Source organism: Pararhizobium sp. DWP1-1-3 (assembly GCF_049896125.1).
Lineage (GTDB): Bacteria > Pseudomonadota > Alphaproteobacteria > Rhizobiales > Rhizobiaceae > Pararhizobium.
The window spans coordinates 856,301-876,654 of sequence record NZ_JAFCTR010000001.1 but is presented as its reverse complement, the minus strand read 5'-3'; the positions used below and the strand labels follow the sequence as shown (position 1 = coordinate 876,654).

Below are 20,354 nucleotides of genomic sequence, written 5' to 3'. Positions count from 1 at the left end.
GCTAGATTGAACCATATTTCGCGGCGCAATCGCTGCGGAATCAGGCGCCCAGACGGAATGCCCCAAGGCTTTCTCAACGGATCGCATGACCGCATGGGGAGGACGGATGATCGGGGGCAGGATGTTCTTTCTCGCTGCAGGCGGCGCGGCGCTCTTTCTGATGCAGTTCGCGCCGTCGAAGGCAGGCGATGCTCATGTCGAGCCGGTTACGGCCTATGTCGAGGCGAATATCCGCGCGTGGATCGAAAACCCGGCCATCATTGAAGCGCTGAACACCCAGAATGGGCTTCACGCCGCCCTCACCCAGGCCGCCATGGACGATCTCGACGCCACGTGGCGCGCAGAATTTTCGAGCAACGTTCATCCGCTGATCGATACGGTCGTCGGTAATCCGTTGTCGATGTTTCTCAAGGAGAAGCAGATCGCCTCGGGTGGCGTCATTACCGAAATTTTCGTCATCGACGCCAAGGGGCTAGCCGTTGGCGAAAGCGAGATCAGTTCCGACTATTGGCAAGGCGACGAACTGAAGTGGCAAAAAACCTATCTTGCCGGAGCCTCGACCCTCTTCGTCGATGCGGCGGAGAAAGATGAATCGACGCAGATGCTGCAATCGCAGGCCAGCTTGACGATCTCCGATCCGAAGACCGGACGGCCGATCGGTGCCATCACTATCGGTATCAATCTCGACGCCCTCTAGGCTGGCGGCGCGACTTTTTCGAATCAGTTCGCCAAGCCCATATTTTACTGGGTTTGGCTATGACCGCTGGGTACCATGGTAAATATAGTGTGGTTTCTCACCCGCAAAATTTTGCAAAATTGCCTGCCATGGCGGACAACGCTGGAGGGAACCCGGCGAAGCGTCTGATTTTGCTGGATATGCCCGCTGTCCCCGTTTTCCACAGGTCACACACACAACATCTGGTGTTCGCAATTACGACACAAACCAGCCCTTGACGGACTCGGGTCGAATGCCGTTAATGGTTTCTACGTTGCGGCGGCGGCGGGACCGGAAAGTAACGAGGCCGGTTCATTTCAGAGGAAATCGTCTGTGTCTTCAAAACTGTCCGGTGGATGATCCACCGGTCGTGACGGTTATTTTTTGTGATTTCCCCAGGCGCCAAACACGTCACAAATCGCTGGCGTTAGGAAGTTGTTGATACTATATTTAGTGTTTGCAGCCAAAATCAGCACAAGATACAGGGTTGCCCGGAACGGGTTTCCCATCAGAGCGGAAAACGGAACTGGCTGCGCACCACCCGCGCAGCCGGAAGCGAACAGCTGTGCCCTGAGCCTTTGAAGTGGTTCGGGCATGCGGCAAACAAAGGACAAGGGACAGATGCAGATCGAACGTCGTTTCACCAAGCCAGGCCAATCGGCCTATGCTGAAATTGAGTTCCGCAAGGCCATCAGCGAGATCAAGAATCCCGATGGCTCTATCGTGTTCCGTCTCGCGGATATCGATGTTCCCGCGCAGTTTAGCCAAGTCGCGGCCGACATTCTCGCCCAAAAATATTTCCGCAAGGCCGGCGTTCCCGCGCGCCTGAAGAAGGTCGAGGAAAATTCCGTTCCGTCCTGGCTGTGGCGCTCGGAAGCCGACCTTGCCGCCATGAAGGATCTGCCGAAGGAAGAGCATTACGGTTCCGAAACCGATGCTCGCCAGGTTTTCGATCGCCTGGCCGGTACGTGGACATATTGGGGCTGGAAGGGCAATTACTTCGCTTCCGAAGAATCCGCCCTCGCCTTCCGCGACGAGCTCGCCTACATGCTGGCCACCCAGCGCGTCGCACCGAATTCGCCACAGTGGTTCAACACCGGCCTGCACTGGGCCTATGGTATCGACGGCCCCGGCCAGGGCCATTTTTATGTCGACCCCTTCACCAACAAGCTGGTGAAGTCCAAGTCTTCCTATGAGCACCCGCAGCCGCACGCCTGTTTCATCCAGTCGGTCGGCGACGATCTCGTCAACGAAGGCGGCATCATGGACCTGTGGGTGCGTGAAGCCCGTCTGTTCAAATATGGCTCCGGCACCGGTTCCAATTTCTCCTACCTGCGCGGCGAAGGCGAGCGCCTGTCGGGCGGCGGCAAGTCGTCGGGCCTGATGTCGTTCCTGAAGATCGGCGACCGCGCCGCCGGCGCCATCAAGTCGGGCGGCACCACGCGCCGTGCCGCCAAGATGGTCGTCGTCGATATCGATCACCCGGATATCGAGGATTACATCAACTGGAAGGTCAAGGAAGAGCAGAAGGTCGCAGCCCTCGTCACCGGTTCGAAGATCGTTGCCAAGCACCTGAAGGCGATCATGAAGGCCTGCATCAATTGCTCGGCCGAGAACGACGCCTGTTACGATCCCAAGGAAAACCCTGCCCTCAAGCGCGAAATCAAGGCTGCCAAGCAGAGCCAGGTTCCGGAAAACTACGTCAAGCGCGTTATCCAGTTCGCCAAGCAGGGCTACAAGGATATCGAGTTCAAGACCTATGACACCGATTGGGATTCGGAAGCCTATCTCACCGTGTCGGGCCAGAACTCCAACAATTCCGTCTCCCTCAAGGACGACTTTTTGCGCGCGGTGGAAGCGGATGGAAACTGGAACCTCACCGCCCGCAAGGACGGCAAGGTGATGAAGACGCTGAAGGCCCGCGACCTCTGGGAACAGATTTCCCACGCCGCCTGGGCATCGGCTGATCCGGGCCTGCATTTCAACACGACCATGAACGACTGGCACACCTCGCCGGCCGCAGGACAGATCCGTGCATCCAACCCCTGTTCGGAATACATGTTCCTCGACGACACCGCCTGCAACCTTGCCTCGCTGAACCTGCTTCAGTTCAAGGATGCCGCCACCAAGAACATCGACATTGCCGATTACGAGCATGCCGTGCGCCTGTGGACGCTGGTTCTCGAAATCTCTGTCATGATGGCGCAGTTCCCGTCCAAGGAAATCGCTGAGCGCTCCTATGAGTACCGCACGCTGGGTCTCGGCTACGCCAATATCGGCGGCCTGCTGATGTCCTCCGGCATCCCCTACGATTCGACCGAAGGCCGCGCCATTGCCGGTGCGCTGACCGCCATCATGACCGGCGTCTCCTATGCCACCTCGGCCGAAATCGCCGCCAAGCTCGGCCCGTTCCCGGGCTTCAAGCCGAACCGCGAATCGATGCTGCGCGTCATCCGCAACCACCGCCGCGCCGCGTATGGCGAAACGCAAGGCTATGAAGGCCTGTCGGTCGATCCGGTGGCGCTGATCCACGGCGAATGCCCGGATCAGGACCTGATCGTTCACGCCAAGGATGCCTGGGACAAGGCATTGACGTTGGGCGAAAAGCACGGCTACCGCAATGCCCAGGTCTCGGTCATTGCACCGACAGGCACGATCGGCCTGGTCATGGACTGCGACACGACCGGCATCGAGCCCGATTTCGCGCTGGTGAAATTCAAGAAGCTTGCCGGCGGCGGTTACTTCAAGATCATCAACCGCGCCGTTCCGGAAGCACTGCGCACGCTCGGCTATTCGGAAAGCCAGATCGCCGAGATCGAGGCCTATGCCGTCGGTCACGGCAATATCAACCAGGCTCCGGCGGTCAATCCCGGCTCGCTGAAGGCAAAAGGCTTTACCGACGACAAGATCGCGGCGATCAACGGCGCCACCAAGGCTGCCTTCGACATCAAGTTCGTCTTCAACCAGTGGACGCTCGGCGTCGATTTCCTCAAGGGCACGCTGAAGGTGTCCGACGAGCAGCTCGCCGACATGAGCTTCAACCTGCTCGAGCATATCGGCTTCTCCAGGAAGGATATCGAAGCGGCCAACGTGCATGTCTGCGGTGCGATGACACTGGAAGGCGCGCCGTTCCTGAAGAACGAACACCTGCCCGTGTTCGATTGCGCCAATCCCTGCGGCAAGATCGGCAAGCGCTATCTCTCGGTCGAAAGCCATATCCGCATGATGGCGGCTGCCCAACCGTTCATCTCGGGGGCGATTTCCAAAACCATCAACATGCCGAACGAGGCGACGGTCGAGGATTGCAAGGCCGCCTATATGCTCTCCTGGAAGCTGGCGCTGAAGGCCAACGCTCTCTACCGCGATGGCTCGAAACTCTCCCAGCCGCTCAACGCCTCACTGATCGAGGACGATGAGGACGAGGATGCGATGGAGGATTTCCTGGCAGCGCCCGCCGCCGCCCAGGCCGTCACGGTCACCGAAAAGATCATCGAACGCGTCATCGAGCGGGTCACCCGCGAGCGTGAAAAGCTGCCGAACCGCCGCCAGGGCTATACCCAGAAGGCGATCGTCGGCGGCCACAAGGTCTATCTGCGCACCGGCGAATTCGGCGATGGCCGTATCGGCGAGATCTTCATCGACATGCACAAGGAAGGCGCTGCCTTCCGGGCGATGATGAACAATTTCGCCATCGCCATCTCGCTTGGCCTGCAATACGGTGTGCCGCTCGAAGAATACGTCGAGGCCTTCACCTTCACCAAGTTCGAGCCGGCCGGCATGGTGCAGGGCAATGACGCGATCAAGAACGCCACGTCGATCCTCGACTACGTGTTCCGCGAACTCGCCGTCTCCTACCTCAACCGCCATGACCTGGCGCATGTCGATACGTCGGATTTCTCCAACACGGCGCTCGGCAAGGGCATCCAGGAAGGCAAGACCAACCTGCTCTCCACCGGCTGGACCCGCGGCCACAAGCCGACGCTGATCCAGGGCGGCCAGATCGACCGCACCTCCGGCGAGCCGAAGGGGGCTGCGACCGCCGCTCCTGCAAAGGCATCGTCGGGCGGAACGGTTACCGCGTTTTCCGGCAGTGCCGCCCGCAAGCTCGAAACGGTCGCCGCCGTCGCGATCTCCACCTCCGAAATCGTCGCCTTCAAGCGCGATTACGAGGAGCGCGCCGTCGAACTCACCGAAGAGATCACAGAGGACGCCAGCACCGAACCGGACGTCACCGCCCTGTTCTCCGACAAGGCCGCCGCCGAAGCCGCAGCCGCCAAGTCGGACGCCAAAAAACTCGAAGCCGCCCGCCGCATCCGCTCGATCGCGCAAGGCTATACGGGCAACATGTGCAGCGAGTGCCAGAATTTTACGATGGTGCGGAATGGTACGTGCGAGAAGTGCGACACTTGTGGCGCGACGAGTGGGTGCAGCTGATAGTCAATGTGAAGCCAGTCCAAATTTTTTGGACTGGCTTACGTCCTTTGGTGATCAATGGGTGAAGCAAGCAATTTTCGAATTAGGTTCTTTTCCAAACATCCGACGTGTTGCTTTTGCGGTGGACATTCTAGAAGTGAGGAAGTGGAGCATATACCTCCTCGAATAATGTTTTTGAACAAGCATCGTCCGGCCGGATTTGAATTTCCCACATGTACTCCATGCAACCGTGCATCGAGGAAAACAGATACTGTCGTATCGTTCTTGGCGAAATTTGCCTCTTTCAACAATTTATCAGAAGAATATGACGTGGATTTTAGGAAGTCCGCGAAGGCTATTCTCAATTACTGCCCAGAGACGTATAACGAAATTATTAATGGCCGCTTTGGTAATCGACGCAAGGAAAAGAAACTAAAGACTACATACGGTGAAAAAGTCGTATTAGTTTCTCTCGGCCCGAAGCAAAGAGAACATATAAATCTGTTTGGATTAAAAATTACAGTTGCGACATATTATATGACATCGGGGAGAATAGCCTCCGAAAACGCGAAAATTGTAGTCTACGTGCATACATCAGCAAACGCCGCTGAAAATACTTTACCAACACAATTAAATTTTTTAGGTGATCTGAATTCGATAAAACAGGGCTCATGGAGCGTTGAACGACAATTTTCTTATAGGTATGGGGCGGTGGAGAATTGCAAATCGGCGGTTTTTCAATTTTTGCTACATGAAAACTTGTTGATATCTACTTTCATATTCGACGATCCTGAACACTCCGAAATTGTCGAAAAACTCGACAATAGCTTATCTATATCCGACATACGCCCTGTCGCGGACGAACTCCGTAATCCTTTCCCTCATTTCTCATTTTCATTGCAAAAGTAAACGAGGTTGCGCAAGGAAGTTCCCGGTTGGCAATCTTCTTCCTGATCGCCTTGCAACTGCGGCGCCTCGTCTTCACGCCCTCCATGTATCAATCCAGAGTGTGAGGTAAAAGGTTCAAGAAGCGAAGGGTTTTCTTAACGAGGTACACCCTGCAAGAACGGCAGACGCGAATCTTTCTCCCCCTCGGCGGGGGAGAAAGCAATTTCAGCATCTTAGCTTCAGCTAATTGCTAGAAATTGCAGGAGAGGGGGTAGGTATGGACGCAAGGAACGATCCCCTCACCAGCAAAATCTAACACTTAGCCTTCGGCTAAGATGTTGATTTTGTGTCCTCTCCCGCAAGGGGAGAGGTAAAATCGCGGCACGTGCCCCACCCTCCGTCATTCCTGTGCTCGTCACAGGAATCCAGCGCGCCGTGTCTACGGCGCGCAAGACTCTTTCGTCAATGCGAGCAGGAGAGTTCTCTCAAGGCGCAGACGCGCCGTGGCTGGATTCCTGTGACGAGCACAGGACTGACGGAGGAGAGGAAGTGCGCACATCATGAACTAAAGCGGGGACGCACCATCGCAGCCGGGACGCACCACCCCTCCCTCTCCCCTTGCGGGAGAAGAAACAAAATCAACACCTTAGCCCAAGGCTAAGTGTTCAATTTTGCTGCTGAGGAGCTCCCGATCCCACCCTCAAAATCCCCGCCCCCAAAACCCGTGCCATACTTCTTCCGTTCCGCCACGGATACACTGCCAGCCGTGGCAGCGAGGCGGGACCGGCGCCGGGTGTGAGGAAAAGACGGAAGTCCTCATATCAGGGGTTCGCAAGACAGTTCCCCTCCGCAGGCTGAAGCTGCTGCGGGCGTGCGATGCACTGAGGGCCGGAAGGCCGTAGCGGAACAAGTTTGCGGGCAGAAACCGCCGAACGGGGCGCTGGCGAGAGCCACTTTCCCACTACAAAACGAGGCTCTTGCGAGCGCCCCGTCCGACTTGCTCTTTGACAGCCACGGGCGAAATCCGCCGCGTGAACGCACCAGCATGCCCGGCCGCCCGTCAGACAGCCGGCGGCCGGTGGTCGTTGATCTCGATCCAGTAGCCATCCGGGTCCTGCACGTAGATCTGGCGGAAACCGTTGCGATGGACGCCGATCCGGCCGGGATTACCGGGCCAGTCCGTAAAGGGGATGCCGCCGGCGTTGAGGTCCGCGACCAGCGCATCAAAATCGGCGGTGGAGACCGCCACATGCGTGTCCTTGGTGAGATGAGTCGCGCCAAACTCGCCCTGGATCAGATGGATGGCGTCGCCGCCGCCGATATCGAGCCACGCAACGTTGCCGCTGCCGGTTCGCTCGATCGGGGTGAAGCCGAGGATATCGGTGTAGAAGGCGACGCTGCGATCGAGGTCGCGGACCAGAAGCGCGAAATGGTCGAGGCTATAGATATGCCGCATTGAAAAATCCTCCCGTCATGCCGGTGCCGGCGCAAAGCCACTCCGGCGGCAGCCACGCCCCAAATGTAACGGATGCCCTCACCCGCTATCGTATGCCCTCGAGTTTTTTCACCACGCGCTCGGCAACATCGCCATCCTGTTCCCGGATCGCATTCGTCAGTGCGGACAACTTGGCGCGCAGGCCGTGCACCTGATCGACAAGCGCCATGATCACGTCAATACCATCCTGGTTGACACCCATGCTCTCTGAGAGATCGAGGATCAAAAGCCCGCGCGCGAGATCCGCGTCGTGAAACGTTTCATCCTGTTCGCTCAATTCCGGAATGATCCATTGCCGGTCGATCCATATCGTCAGCGTGGAGGAAACGATGCTGAGACGCTCGCAAAACTCCAGATGGTCCATGTCAATCTCCCCAGGCCCTGCGAGGATTATGGGCTTGGCCGGCCGCCCAGTTGGTGGCGAAGGCCGTCAGTTCCGGATCGGCGGCGTCCGGCAGCATGATCTTGAGGGTGATGTACTGGTCGCCGTTGCCGCCGCCGCGCTTGGCAACGCCCTTGCCCTTCAGCCGCAGCGTCTTGCCGGTATTGGAATGCGGCGGCAGAGTGAGCATGACGCTGCCGGATACCGTCGGGACATTGACCTTGCCGCCAAGAATGGCTTCACGCAAAGAAATCGGCATGTCGATGCGGATATCGTCGCCGTCACGGGTGAAGATGGGATGGGACCGGACGTGGATTTCGATCAGCGCATCGCCGGCCGGGCCGCCGCCGGAGCCGGGGTCGCCCTTGCCGCGCAGCCGCAGCGTCTGGCCCTGCTGGGTACCGGGCGGCACCTGCAGGTCGAGCACGCTTCCGTCCGGCAACGTAATCTTCTCTTTCGAGCCATTGACGGCATCGAGGAAGTCCACTTCCATCGAGAACTGCAAATCCCTGCCCTTGGCGCGCATCTGGCTCCGGTCCCGCCGTGAAAAGAAGCTGGAGAAAATATCGTCCGTACTGGTGAAGTCGGAAAATCCGCTGCTGTTCTGGTAGCGCGCGTCGGTGCCCGGAGCGCCTGCATATTCGCGGTAATAGTTTCGCGGCGCCTGTTCGGTTCCGGCGCCGTCGATCTCACCCTTGTCGAAACGGGCCCGCTTGTCCTCGTCGCCCAGCACCGAATAGGCCTCGGAGACCGTCTTGAAACGGTCCTCGGCGCCTTTGTCGCCCGGATTGAGGTCAGGATGCAGCTTTTTGGCAAGCTTGCGATAGGCGCTCTGGATTTCCTTTTGCGTCGCGGTTTTCGCCACGCCGAGGGTTTTGTAGGGATCGTTGGCCATGTGGCTCCTGCCGAAGCATTGTCGTGACTGTGAAGATAGGCCATCTGCGGGCGAGAGCAAGCGTTTGCAACGCGCCGGATGGTACTGGGAGTGGAATAGCAGAACGGAGCGGCATGGCGAGGATAAACCACAGCCGGCAGCGCGCGCACCATCCGTCGCGTCACTGATCGGTGATGCTACCGCCCGTCAAAAGGATCGGCCAGGGCAGCATCTGGGCGGCTGATCGGATATTGTGTGCCGGAAATGCTGGCGGCCAGCTTCTTCGGCCCCTGCGCCTTCAACAGCGCCCGAAAACTCGGATGCATGCCGCCATCCGAATAGGCGCTGAGTGTCGAGCTGGCGGGAACGGACCCGGTAATCGCCGTGTCCAGCTTGCGGTCTTCCGCCTCTATCCTGGCCATCGCCTGCGGCTCGATCTGATTGACAACCGGCGGGCAGGCCGCCAGCGGATCGGTCGGCTCGCCGCCCTCGAATTCCTTGTTGAAAACATAACGGCGTTCGCACACCGAGACCTTCGGCTGCCGGCGCGTTACTTCAAAGGCATCGTAGCCTTCCTTCATCGTGCGCCAGAACGACATGTTCGGATCGCCGCGATGGCCGGCCATATTCTGCGCCGTCATGCGGAAAGGATAGGCCTGGACCTGGAATTTTTCCTGGCCGCCCGCCAGTGCTTTCTGGACTATTGCATAGATTTCGCCGACGCCTTGGTCAGTCATCGCATAACAGCCGGATGACGAGCAGGCGCCGTGCACCATCAGCGCCTCGCCGGTATAACCGAGCGCCGATTCCAGCCGGTTGGGATAGCCGAGATTGAAGGAAACGTAGAACTGCGAGTTCGGGTTCAGCATGCCTGCGGAGACGTGATAAAACCCTTCCGGCGCGTGGCGGTCGCCAACCTTCGTCTTTGGGCCGAGCTCCCCGGACCAGCGGCAGATCGGGTAGGTCTTCAACAGCGCATAGGCACCCGTCTTGTTGACCTTCCAGACTTCCAGCTCGCTTTCCTGCTTGAAAATGCGCACCAGAACCGGGCTTTCCGGCTTCATGCCCTTCTTCGACATTTCCGCGATCATCTTGCCGGACAGTTTCGGCGGTGCCTCGGAGAGGTCGTCGAGCGCCATGCAGCCCGACAGCGCCACGCCAAGGGCAAGTGCTGCCAACGTCCGCGACACGACCGTGCGGGCGGAACTGACGCGCGTCGAGGCGCGATAAAGAGCAAGCAGAGAATTCATGAAAGCGTCTATCGCTGGAAATCGTGCCAAAGTTTTGTCGGACGTGTCAAATCGGAGCAATAATGCGCCCGACCATCGAAGAATCGGTCATCGCGGTTAGCGTCCGGTTAATATCTGCCCCGCAGCTTGCGGGAGGCAGGCGCGGTTGCGCCGGCCTCTCAAAGTCTTATTGCCAGACGACGATCTTCGCCTTTGCAGGAACGCGCTGGTAGAGATCGATCACGTCCTGGTTCATCAGCCGCACGCAGCCGGACGAGACTGCCTTGCCGATCGACTTCCATTCCGGATTGCCGTGCAGCCGGTAGAGCGTGTCTTCGCCGTTCTGGAAGATGTAGAGCGCCCGGGCACCGAGCGGATTTTTCAGGCCCGGCTCCATGCCGCCATTGGCGATCGAATATTTGGCAAGGCTCGGCGTGCGCGCCACCATTTCGTTCGGTGGCTTCCAGCGCGGCCAGGCCTGGCGCCAGTGGATGACGCCGTCGCCCTGCCAGGCAAAACCCTCGCGGCCGATGCCGACACCGTACCGCATCGCCGTGCCACCGGGCTCGATGACGTAGAGCAAGCGCGATGGCGTATCGACGACGACGGTACCCGGCGCTTCGCCGGTGCGATCGGCGACGCGCTGGCGGTAGAATTGCGGATCGATCTGCTGGTATGGAATGGCCGGGATCAGATAGCCGCCGTCCTCGACAGGGCCGTACATCACCTGCAACTCGGCATCCGACGGTGGGCCGATCGGCCGGCTGAGCCGCCCGGGCGTCGGAGCATTGCTTCCGCCCGGCATCGTGGTGGAACATCCGGCAAGCGTGCCTGCCGCAAGAACGCCGAGAAAACCGCGGCGGGAAAAACTGTGATCGGTCGTCATGAGCCCCATCAATTCGCTAGTCGGCAATAATGTCCGGCCTATCTGGACGAAGCAGCCGGCATGCTCGCCAATCAAGCAATGCGCCACGCGTCTTCACTCCGCAGGAATCGGATCAAAGCTCTTATGCAGCCAATCGCAGCCCTTTCCAACGGGACGTTGCGGTTCTGGCGTCAAGTTTCCCGCCCGGTCACCACATCGTGATGTGTCGTTGCGTGAAAGACGCAGCTGCCCGGGAGGCGTTGTTACTGTAACGTACTTCCGGATGTACATCGCCGTTGCGATGTTGCGGCATCGAAATTCGGAGACTGCCATGGCTTTGGCGTTGGATAGCGGAAAAAACAGTTCATTGGCGCTGAGCGAGATGCTCTGGATACCGGGCCGCACCTTCACGATGGGATCCGACAAACACTATCCCGAGGAGGCTCCCCCTCACCCTGTGAAAGTCGATGGTTTCTGGATTGAAGCGACGCCCGTGACCAACCGGCAGTTCATGGCATTCGTAAAAGCCACGGGCTATCTGACCTTCGCCGAAAAGGCACCGGATCCCAAGGATTATCCCGGTGCTCTGCCGGAGATGCTGAGAGCCGGCTCGCTCGTCTTCACGCCACCCAAATCGGTCAACGGACCGGATATCAGCCAGTGGTGGGCTTTCAAGTTCGGCGCCAACTGGCGGCGCCCCTATGGTGGCTTGAGCGACCTGCGCGGCAAGCTCGACCATCCCGTCGTGCATGTGGCGCTCTGCGATGCGAAGGCCTATGCCGAATGGGCGGGCTTCGATCTTCCGACGGAAGCCGAGTGGGAACTGGCCGCGCGCGGTGGTCTTGACGATGTCGAATTCGCCTGGGGCGATGAGCTGACCCCCGGAGGGGTCGTCATGGCAAACACCTGGGCCGGCACCTTTCCGACCCATAGCACCAAACCCGCAGGCAAGGACCGGACGACGCCGGTCAAATCCTTCGCCGCAAACGGTCACGGCGCCTATGACATGATCGGCAATGTCTGGGAGTGGACGACCGACTATTGGACGACACGTCATCCGGAACCGGCCGCCAAATCCTGCTGCATTCCGCAGAACCCGCGCGGCGGGACCGTCGATGCGAGCTACGATCCGAATGTGCCTGATATCCGCATTCCACGGCGGGTCCTGAAGGGCGGATCGCATCTCTGCGCGCCGAACTATTGCCGCCGTTACCGCCCTGCCGCCCGCCATGCGGAGCCGGAGGATACGTCCACCAGCCATGTCGGTTTTCGCTGCGTGAAAAGACCTGCAAACTGATCCGGGAGAGATCCATGCTGAATTTTGTTCGGGTATTCCTAGTCGTGCTTCTGTTGCCTCTGGCAGCACTTGCTGATGATCTGCCGTCGTGGAACGACGGCGCGTCGAAACAGGCGATAGTCGATTTCGTCTCCAAGGTCACCGACGAGAAGAATGCCGATTTCGTCAAGCCGGAAGATCGCATCGCCGTCTTCGACAATGACGGCACGCTCTGGTCGGAGCAGCCATTCTATTTCCAGCTCGGCTTCATGCTCGACCGGGTGAAGGCGCTCGCGCCCGATCATCCGGAATGGAAGGAGAATGAGCCGTTCAAATCCATCCTGGCCGGCGACCTGAAGGGCATGGCAGCGAGCGGCGAAAAGGGTGTCGTCGAGCTCGGAATGGCCACCCACGCAGGCATGACCACCGACGCATTCGCCAAGATCGTCTCCGACTGGTTTTCGGCCTCCAAACACCCCAAAACCGGCAAGCCCTATAACGAAATGACGTTCCTGCCGATGCGCGAATTGCTCGATTATCTGAGGGCCAACGGCTTCCAGACCTATATCGTCTCTGGTGGTGGCATCGAGTTCATGCGGCCGGTTACCGAGCAGGCGTATGGCATCCCCCCCGAGCAGGTCATTGGCAGTAGCATCGCCACCGAATATGCGCTTGTAGACGGCGAGCCTGTTCTCAATCGCCTGCCGAAGATCGATTTCGTCGATGATGGTCCGGGCAAACCCGTCGGCATCAACAAGTTCATCGGTCGCCGCCCGATCTTCGTGGCTGGAAATTCCGATGGCGATTACGAGATGCTGCGTTGGGTGACCGGTGGAAAACCAAAAAGCTTTGGATTGATCGTGCACCACACCGATGCCGTGCGCGAATATGCCTACGACCGCGAATCACACTTTGGAAAACTCGACAAGGCCATGGACGAGGCAGCACAACGCAAGTGGCTGCTCGTCGACATGAAGAACGACTGGAAGAAAATCTACGCGTTCGAAACACCGTGATTGGCGCTCAAGACGCCAAAAAAAGACAAGACAGGTGAACAGCAGCACCCGGCTTGCTGCGGATTGCCGGCCCACCATCATGCTGTTTCTTGCGCAGGGAGCTTCACAATGCCCTTCATCGACACGCCCGACGCATCAGTAAGTGAGCAGACTGCGAAATTGTACGCTGATGCGGAAGCCAGCTACGGTTATGTGCCGAATATGGTGAAAGCGTTCGGCCACCGGCCGGATGTGATGGAAAACTGGAGCGCTCTACTTTCAAGCATCAAGGCCGGAATGGACCTGCGCCGCTACGAACTGGTGACGATGGCGGCAGCGAAAGAGATGAAGAGCTCCTATTGCCTGCTCGCCCACGGCTCCGTTCTTTTGCGCGACATTTTCACCCCGGATACACTCCGCCAAATGGTTGATGATCCCGGCACGGCTGTGATCGACGAGACCGAGCGCACCATCATGCGCTTTGCCGCCAAGGTCGTTAACGAAGCGTCGTCGATCGAGGCCGCTGATATCGATGAGTTAAGGCAGCATGGCCTTTCTGACGCGGAGATTTTCGATATCGTCACCGCCGCCGCCGTGCGCTGCTTCTTTTCCAAGACGCTTGATGCTCTCGGCGTACAGGCCGACAGCGCCTATGAAAATCTGGATTCGGACCTGAAGACTGCGTTGGTTATCGGTCGCCCGATCGATGGGACAGCCTGAGTTTGGTCACGTTCACAGAAAATCCGGTCATTCAGGATCGTCTTGCCTATTGAACCAAACCGGTAGTCTCGGCGACCATCAATGTATCGACGAATTCGGTCAGGTCGATGATCTTGCCGTCCTTGAAGGTGAAACGATCGAGATATTCCGTGTGAATTTCCCGGCCGCCCCTGTAGCGGATCAACCCTGCCCGATGCGCAAAAACAGTATCGCCATCGACATAAAGGCGGGTGGTCTTGATTTGGGACATGTCCCAGTCAGCAACCAACCCACGCATGGCGGTATCGACCGCCGCCGGTTCGCAGACCCGCTGTGCCATCGGTGCCAGCTTGCCGCTGCCGACGAGGCAGAAACTGAAGCCGGGTCCGGTATGGGACATCAACGCATCGATGTTGTTGACCGCACGTGCCTCGTAGAGCTTGTTGATAATGCCTTCGAGCGTTTCTCTGTCCGTCATCTGCATCCCTCCCCTTTGGCTGAGAGAAGTGTGCCATATTTAAGAAGGTCTGCAAGTACTAGAGTTTCAAAGGCAGAAGGGCTGCCTGCCTAAAATCGTTCTCCTATAAAACCTTTATCTCTTTCCGGTTTTCCCGGAATGGATTTCAAATGGGCGGTAGCTCTAGCATCCAGGCATTCGAAACAGGTCACTGCCCCGATGCCCATGTTACACGTTCACGCCTCCATCCTTTCCGCACGCAGCATTGACACCCGGTGCTCCGCCCACCAGCCAGCCGGGCACAAGCGCTCCCGCAGGCAGCGTCGCGCCCGCTTGACGGCGGCGCTGAACGCTGCGGCGATCGTTCTCTCCCTTGTCGGTATCGCCCTGATCCTGGTCGTCGCCTGAGGCATCATGATGAGCACGACACCTTGGTCGCAGGCCCGGATAACGCCAACCGCAGTCGCCCCTCCTGCAGATCATACGGCGGCTGGAACAGCACTCGCAAGCCTGATTGCCAGGGTCTGCGCGGCGCGGGTCTTGCGCGAGCACCATATCTGGGAAGCCGTGCGCATCCTGCCGGAGATCGCCGGCCTGCCGGATGACATCAAACAACTGCCGGAGTTTCGCCGGCTGATGGAAAAGGAGGCGTTTACCGCCGCTCTTCGCCTTCTGGCGCAATCCTGCCAGCCGGCCCGTGATATCCGCGATCTTGACCCGCAGGGAGATCATTGGATCGCCACCCTGACTGTCCGCAGCGCCCTTTCCCAGCCGCGGCGGCGCAAGCTGATGCGCGCCGAACATCGAGATCCCCCGGCTGCCGTCCTGATCGCTGTTCTGAGCAGCACCATCCGCAAAGCCAGACCGTTTGTGCACCGAAGACGGAAAAACGCAGCCGTGCAAAAGGAATTTGGAAATGACTGAACGCCACCGGATCGACACCACGCCACAAGGCGCAATCTGCGACCTCGTCACCCCCTTTCAGGGCGATCAACTGGACGAAGCCGCCTTCGCTGACCTCGCCGAATGGCAGATCAACAGCGGCATCTCGGGCCTGCTCGTTGCGGGACCTGCCGGTGAACCCTGGGCGCTGACCGATGACGAACGGACACGATTGATCAGGCTTGCCGTCGCAGTTGCCGGCAACCGCGTCCCGGTTTTCGCAGGTACTGGCACGAACTGCACCGAAACAACGGTTGCGCGGACGGCAGAGGCGAAGAACATGGGGGCCACAGCGGCCTATGTGGTGACGCCTTACTACAGCAAGCCCGCTCAGGAAGGCCTGTTCCGCCACTATCAGGCGATCGCCAATCGGGTCGACCTGCCGCTCATCTTCGGCGTCTCACCGCAGCGAACGGCGATCGATATTTCTCCCCGTACGCTGGAACGGCTGGCAACGCTGCGGTCCGTCGTTGGAATTGCCGATGAAACGGGAGACATCGCCCGGCTTGCTGCAATTCCCGCGGCCCTGCGTCAAAGGTTCGCACTCTATTCCGGTCACGATCTGACGGCCATGCCCTTCACCCTCATGGGCGGCCGTGGCGTTATCTCGGCCGCCGCCAATCTGGTGCCGCGACTGACCGTTGCGCTGCATCAGGCGCTCGCCACCGGAAACCAGCAATCGGCGCAAAGCCTGCAGGCAAGGCTCAGCCCGCTGTTTCAGGCGCTGGAGCGCGAACCGAGCCCCGCTGCGATCAAATACGGCCTCAGTCTGCTCAGAGGCATCAGCGACGATGTCCGGCTGCCGCTGACGCCGATCGTCGCGGAAACCACTGCGGCGATCCGCATGGCACTGGCACCGGTGCTGTGCAAACCGGCGCCAGCGCGCCGGCAATTCCTATGAGATTTTAACAACAAACCCGCCGACCACGCATGGAACGGCAATGACAGAGTGCATATTTTCTTATGGCAATCAGTGCGTTACGGATTGCAAGTATCTCAACCGAAAGAGCAGGTCATGCAACCCTACGCCCGGCAAAATTCATCAGACAGGCAGGCAGCGGCGCCAATGACATCGGATCGCAGCAGCCTGTCCGGCGCCGTCATCCGCCTGGCTGCAGTCTTTGCCTGCGCCGGCACTATTCAGATTCTGGCAGGCTGGTTTCTGCGCTGAGGCGCGCAATCAGCACCACACCAGTAGCAAGCCACCATTAACAACACGAAGGTCTACAAGGATCATGGGCAGTCGATACCCCCTCACGAACACACATTCCGCAATGCCGCGTTTCACCGTCGGCTGCGATCATCACGGCTGGTGGGTCGTGCACGACCGGCTGGGCCGGGTTGGCGGATTGTTTGCCAGCGAAGCAGCGGCCCTGCACTTTGCCGATGAAGAAAGCAATCACGATGCGCGCGCGGTGTGCCGCGCACCGGCCGGCAAATGTGTCGAGTTTGACGATATATCGGCAACAACATCCGCAGCAACGCGGAATACCCCTGCGCGGCGCTACGCCTAAACCTTTGGGGCGCGCGCTTTCCCCGGCGGTCTGCGCCCCCTTTTTCCATCGGATGATCGATAAGATTTGCCTTAAATGCCAGCGCGCGATTTCACCGGGAGGAAACGGAGGCCGGGTTAAAAAGGATCGATTGCACATCCGAAGGAGTGCCCGGCACGGGCAGATCGTCCATGACCCTGGTCGTAACCATGTCAGCCAACACGGCGGCTTACGCGGCGCAAGCCATCAAGCCGTCCGCCCGCGTCAGCGGCGATGGCCCGACCGACGAGGCGATCACCCTGCTTTCGGCGCGGCCAAAGGATGATGCGGCAAACACCCATGCCTCGGTTGCTGCCCTTCGCAGCCCGACCGCGCTGTCCCTGATGCTGATGACGTCCAATGGCCGCCTGCCGCAGGGTACGCGCGGCGAAGCGGTGCGACGTTACATGGAATTCGGCCCGGATGAGGTGGAATCCGATGAGAGCGACGAGGCATTGAGCCCGGACGATGAAGCGGCAGACAACTAACCGAGCCAAACAGATGCTGGCCAAACGTAACGGCGCAGTTTCCTGCGCGTCATGCGTCCCGCAAAAATCGGCAGGCTTTACTTGTGCTTTTGCGCTCCACCGGCGGCGTTGCCGACGGAAAGCACGTAATCCACCTTGCCAGCCTTTTCGAAGGTCAGCGTCACCGGAATGCTGTCACCCTCGGCGAACGGCTTTTTCACATCAAAGAACATCAGGTGCAGGCCACCGCTTTGAAGCGTGGCGGTTTCGCCAGCTGGAAGGGCAATGCCGCTCTCCAGCTTGCGCATCTTCATCACGTCGTTCTGCATCGTCATCTCATGCAACTCGACACGGCCCGCAGCCGGGCTCTCGACCGAAAGCAACACATCGTCTTCGCCACCGTCGTTCTTGATGATGAAGCCGCCGCCGCCAACTTTTGCGCCCGGCAACATCGCCTTGACCGCACCGCCGGAAATTTCCAGCGATCCGGCCTTGACCGGCGCGCCATCGGTTGCGCCCATGCCAGCCATCGCCGCCATGTCATGATGATCGTGGCCGCCGGCTTGGGCAGGCGTCACCGTCACTGTCGGCGCCGGGTGCTCCAGCGAATGGGCGCTCTGGCCCTCAGCGGCAATCTCGTCCCAGACAACCTTGCCGGATGTGCCGCAGATCTGCGTCACCGGAAAGGCGATCTGCGTGTCCTTGTCGAATCCCGAGATTTTGCCGCTGATCACGAAGGTGTCATAAAAATCGTCGGACAGGTTGCCGTTCTTCCAGCGAATTTCCAGCGGACCGGACGTGACCGTCTTTCCGTGATTATCATAGCTCTTCTGGTAATCGCCCTTGATGATCTCCAGCTCCCAGCCGGCCTTGGGCTGCGGCTTGGCGAAAACGAAGCCTTCCGGCAGTTTGACCTGCACCTCGGTGGTGGCCTTGCCATCGCAGCCATGCGGGATCTGCAGCACGGCTTTGAAACTGCTTTCGGAGGCGACTTCATCGGTCTCGAAAGAAGCATGGGCATGCGCCGATACGGCAGCCCCTAGCGAAAGTGCGAGTGCAAGCAGTGTGGTCCTGGTCTGTGTCATCGATCTGTCTCCGGCCGGAGCCTGCACGCACGGCAGGACGGTCAATGCCGCCTAGGGCGGCTCAATACTCTTAATATTATGGAAAATCGCCGGGGCGAAGCTGTCAGAGCGGGAGCGGAGGTGCGCGCGATTGCGGCAGGAGGCGCGGATGCGAAACGAAAACGCTGGGGAAATCCGGCTTGCTGTCTGAAAGTGCGGCAACGCGGATAATCAGATAGCCGTCGCCTGGGGGCGATGGCAGGGCAATGGTAGCCGACAACCGGCAATAATCGCAAACCGGCGCCAAGGCTTCGTGCGAAGAGCCGTGGCTTTTTCCTTCGGTGCCATCAAGCCCGAAGCAGATATCACCGATCGTACCGTCCGGCAGCATATAGTCTGCAGCCATTGCCGGGGTAATCTGGCGCGCGAAAGCCGGCTGATGGGCAAACGACAAAAGCAGCAGTGCCAGCGCTGAAAGCACCCGCATCGTCACCTGCCACTGTCGCCCAGCTACCGCCATCGATCATCCTCGTCTCGTGGGATTGCGTTATCGCCTTGCCGGTGAAAAAGCAAAGGACGATTTTCTGTTCTGTCCGCTACTCCGAAACAGGCACGACAAAAATCTGTTTGGTCGCGACATTTTGCGCTTGCCAAGCCGCCGGCATCGCCGTTATCTGAAATCGATCTTGTTGGGAGAATCTGGTTAACACCGGTGCCGAAGGAGCAACCGCCCCGGAAACTCTCAGGCCAAAGGACCAGCAAGGTGCCGGTAGGACTCTGGAGAGAAGCATTTCCGCTCGCCGAAGGGATAACAATCTCAGGCAAAGGGACAGAGGGGGCTCGAGGAAACGTCGCAGAACATGCGCCGTGGAGATGAGCCGGCGCGTGACGCCAGACCTGGAGGCCGGACTTGAACGAACATTCCCCACTGAAACAGACACCGCTGCATGCGTTGCACGTGTCTCTTGGCGCCCGCATGGTGCCGTTTGCCGGCTATGACATGCCCGTGCAATATCCTGCCGGCGTCATGAAGGAGCATTTGCACACCCGCTCCTCCGCCGGCCTTTTCGATGTCTCGCATATGGGACAGGTAATCCTGCGTCCGAAATCCGGCCGGATTGAAGATGCAGCACTGGCGCTGGAAAAACTGGTGCCCGTCGATGTGCTCGGCCTCGCCGACGGACGCCAACGCTACGGACTATTTACCGATGACAACGGCAACATCCTCGACGACCTGATGATCGCCAACCGCGGCGATCACCTCTTCCTCGTCGTCAATGCGTCCTGCAAGGATGCCGATTTCGCCCATCTCGAAAAGCATCTCGGCGACACATGCGAATTGACCCTGCTCAACGACCGCGCGCTGATCGCGCTGCAGGGACCGCGCGCCGAATGCGTGCTTGCCGAACTCTGGGCCGACATCGCCACCATGCGCTTTATGGACGTGGCGGAGGCGGCATTGCACGACGTGCCCTGCATCATCTCGCGCTCGGGCTATACCGGCGAAGACGGCTTTGAAATCTCCATCCCGGCTGCCTCGGCCGAGGATGTGACGCGCCGGATCCTCGAACATCCCGATGTTTTGCCGATCGGTCTCGGCGCGCGCGATTCGCTGCGTCTCGAGGCTGGCCTGTGTCTCTATGGCAATGATATCGACACCACCACCACCCCGGTCGAAGCAGGCCTGGAATGGGCGATGCAGAAGGCACGCCGCGCCGGCGGTGCCCGTGAAGGCGGCTTTCCGGGGGCTGATGTGATTCTTCGCCAGTTCGCCGATGGCGCGAGCCGCCGCCGTGTCGGCCTGAAGCCGGAAGGCAAGGCCCCGGTGCGCGGTGGAGCGCCGCTGTTTGCCGATGCCGAAGGCAAGGTATCGGTCGGCACTGTTACCTCCGGCGGCTTTGGCCCAAGCGCCGACCACCCCGTCGCCATGGGCTACGTCGATACGGCCCACACCGCCAGTGGCACAAAGCTTTTCGCGGAGGTGCGCGGTAAATACCTGCCGATCACCGTCTCCGCCCTTCCCTTCGTCACCCCGACCTACAAACGCTGATCAGGAGCTGA

20 protein-coding genes and 1 riboswitch are annotated in these 20,354 nt (G+C 59.4%); of the genes, 12 read left to right on the top strand and 8 right to left on the bottom strand.

Annotated features, from left to right (window positions below):
* Positions 1 to 106 precede the first annotated feature (106 nt).
* The 3 genes from ACP7BS_RS04285 to ACP7BS_RS04275 all read left to right on the top strand — a co-directional run bounded on the left by ACP7BS_RS04285 (position 107) and on the right by ACP7BS_RS04275 (position 6,037).
* Positions 107 to 697 carry a hypothetical protein gene (locus ACP7BS_RS04285; RefSeq protein ID WP_426236347.1) on the top strand — a complete coding sequence of 197 codons (591 nt, stop codon included), beginning with the start codon at positions 107 to 109 and terminating at the stop codon, positions 695 to 697.
* A gap of 639 nt (positions 698 to 1,336) precedes the next feature.
* The gene (locus ACP7BS_RS04280) at positions 1,337 to 5,149 is read left to right on the top strand and encodes a vitamin B12-dependent ribonucleotide reductase (protein ID WP_426236345.1); all 3,813 of its coding nucleotides are present in this window, start codon (positions 1,337 to 1,339) and stop codon (positions 5,147 to 5,149) included.
* A 264-nt stretch (positions 5,150 to 5,413) separates the two neighbouring features.
* A complete protein-coding gene (locus ACP7BS_RS04275) occupies positions 5,414 to 6,037 on the top strand; it encodes a hypothetical protein (RefSeq protein WP_426236343.1) in 624 nt (207 codons plus the stop codon).
* A 1,039-nt stretch (positions 6,038 to 7,076) separates the two neighbouring features.
* Here ACP7BS_RS04275 and ACP7BS_RS04270 read toward each other — a convergent pair.
* From ACP7BS_RS04270 to ACP7BS_RS04250, 5 genes are all read right to left on the bottom strand, one after another.
* On the bottom strand, positions 7,077 to 7,472 hold the full coding sequence (locus ACP7BS_RS04270; RefSeq protein ID WP_426236341.1) for a VOC family protein: 396 nt from the start codon (positions 7,470 to 7,472) through the stop codon (positions 7,077 to 7,079).
* Between the two features lie 85 nt (positions 7,473 to 7,557).
* Positions 7,558 to 7,875 carry a chaperone modulator CbpM gene (locus ACP7BS_RS04265; protein WP_426228375.1) on the bottom strand — a complete coding sequence of 106 codons (318 nt, stop codon included), beginning with the start codon at positions 7,873 to 7,875 and terminating at the stop codon, positions 7,558 to 7,560.
* 1 nt (position 7,876) lies between these two features.
* The gene (locus ACP7BS_RS04260; protein ID WP_426228374.1) at positions 7,877 to 8,788 is read right to left on the bottom strand and encodes a DnaJ C-terminal domain-containing protein; all 912 of its coding nucleotides are present in this window, start codon (positions 8,786 to 8,788) and stop codon (positions 7,877 to 7,879) included.
* A 176-nt stretch (positions 8,789 to 8,964) separates the two neighbouring features.
* A complete protein-coding gene (locus ACP7BS_RS04255; protein WP_426228372.1) occupies positions 8,965 to 10,017 on the bottom strand; it encodes a hypothetical protein in 1,053 nt (350 codons plus the stop codon).
* A 166-nt stretch (positions 10,018 to 10,183) separates the two neighbouring features.
* Positions 10,184 to 10,882 carry a L,D-transpeptidase gene (locus ACP7BS_RS04250; RefSeq protein ID WP_426236339.1) on the bottom strand — a complete coding sequence of 233 codons (699 nt, stop codon included), beginning with the start codon at positions 10,880 to 10,882 and terminating at the stop codon, positions 10,184 to 10,186.
* Positions 10,883 to 11,192: 310 nt separating this feature from the next.
* Here ACP7BS_RS04250 and ACP7BS_RS04245 point away from each other — a divergent pair, with 310 nt between their 5' ends.
* From ACP7BS_RS04245 to ACP7BS_RS04235, 3 genes are all read left to right on the top strand, one after another.
* Complete coding sequence (locus ACP7BS_RS04245) at positions 11,193 to 12,158, top strand: formylglycine-generating enzyme family protein (RefSeq protein ID WP_426236337.1); 966 nt, start codon at positions 11,193 to 11,195, stop codon at positions 12,156 to 12,158.
* A 14-nt stretch (positions 12,159 to 12,172) separates the two neighbouring features.
* Positions 12,173 to 13,153, top strand: a complete 981-nt coding sequence (locus tag ACP7BS_RS04240; RefSeq protein WP_426236335.1) for an HAD family hydrolase — start codon at positions 12,173 to 12,175, stop codon at positions 13,151 to 13,153.
* A gap of 108 nt (positions 13,154 to 13,261) precedes the next feature.
* Complete coding sequence (locus ACP7BS_RS04235; RefSeq protein WP_426236488.1) at positions 13,262 to 13,852, top strand: carboxymuconolactone decarboxylase family protein; 591 nt, start codon at positions 13,262 to 13,264, stop codon at positions 13,850 to 13,852.
* Positions 13,853 to 13,898: 46 nt separating this feature from the next.
* Here ACP7BS_RS04235 and ACP7BS_RS04230 read toward each other — a convergent pair whose 3' ends face one another.
* The gene (locus tag ACP7BS_RS04230) at positions 13,899 to 14,309 is read right to left on the bottom strand and encodes a nuclear transport factor 2 family protein (protein ID WP_426236333.1); all 411 of its coding nucleotides are present in this window, start codon (positions 14,307 to 14,309) and stop codon (positions 13,899 to 13,901) included.
* Positions 14,310 to 14,507: 198 nt separating this feature from the next.
* Between ACP7BS_RS04230 and ACP7BS_RS04225 the strand changes: the two genes are divergently transcribed.
* The 5 genes from ACP7BS_RS04225 to ACP7BS_RS04205 all read left to right on the top strand — a co-directional run bounded on the left by ACP7BS_RS04225 (position 14,508) and on the right by ACP7BS_RS04205 (position 17,250).
* Positions 14,508 to 14,696, top strand: coding sequence for a hypothetical protein (locus tag ACP7BS_RS04225; RefSeq protein ID WP_426236332.1), 189 nt, complete (start codon positions 14,508 to 14,510; stop codon positions 14,694 to 14,696).
* Between the two features lie 9 nt (positions 14,697 to 14,705).
* The gene (locus ACP7BS_RS04220) at positions 14,706 to 15,212 is read left to right on the top strand and encodes a hypothetical protein (RefSeq protein ID WP_426236330.1); all 507 of its coding nucleotides are present in this window, start codon (positions 14,706 to 14,708) and stop codon (positions 15,210 to 15,212) included.
* Entirely contained in the window at positions 15,205 to 16,131 is a 927-nt protein-coding gene (dapA, locus tag ACP7BS_RS04215; protein ID WP_426236328.1) for a 4-hydroxy-tetrahydrodipicolinate synthase, read from the top strand. The genes ACP7BS_RS04220 and dapA overlap by 8 nt, the downstream gene beginning before the upstream one ends.
* Before the next feature lie 373 nt (positions 16,132 to 16,504).
* Positions 16,505 to 16,744, top strand: a complete 240-nt coding sequence (locus ACP7BS_RS04210) for a hypothetical protein (protein WP_426228355.1) — start codon at positions 16,505 to 16,507, stop codon at positions 16,742 to 16,744.
* A gap of 170 nt (positions 16,745 to 16,914) precedes the next feature.
* On the top strand, positions 16,915 to 17,250 hold the full coding sequence (locus ACP7BS_RS04205) for a hypothetical protein (RefSeq protein WP_426236326.1): 336 nt from the start codon (positions 16,915 to 16,917) through the stop codon (positions 17,248 to 17,250).
* A gap of 77 nt (positions 17,251 to 17,327) precedes the next feature.
* On the opposite strand, the gene ACP7BS_RS04200 is transcribed toward ACP7BS_RS04205, so the two are convergent.
* Complete coding sequence (locus tag ACP7BS_RS04200) at positions 17,328 to 18,314, bottom strand: DUF1775 domain-containing protein (RefSeq protein WP_426236324.1); 987 nt, start codon at positions 18,312 to 18,314, stop codon at positions 17,328 to 17,330.
* Between the two features lie 103 nt (positions 18,315 to 18,417).
* A complete protein-coding gene (locus ACP7BS_RS04195; RefSeq protein ID WP_426236322.1) occupies positions 18,418 to 18,813 on the bottom strand; it encodes a hypothetical protein in 396 nt (131 codons plus the stop codon).
* A gap of 160 nt (positions 18,814 to 18,973) precedes the next feature.
* A riboswitch (glycine riboswitch) is annotated at positions 18,974 to 19,061 on the top strand.
* 142 nt (positions 19,062 to 19,203) lie between these two features.
* Between ACP7BS_RS04195 and gcvT the strand changes: the two genes are divergently transcribed.
* A complete protein-coding gene (gene gcvT, locus ACP7BS_RS04190; RefSeq protein ID WP_426236320.1) occupies positions 19,204 to 20,343 on the top strand; it encodes a glycine cleavage system aminomethyltransferase GcvT in 1,140 nt (379 codons plus the stop codon).
* Positions 20,344 to 20,354 lie beyond the last annotated feature (11 nt).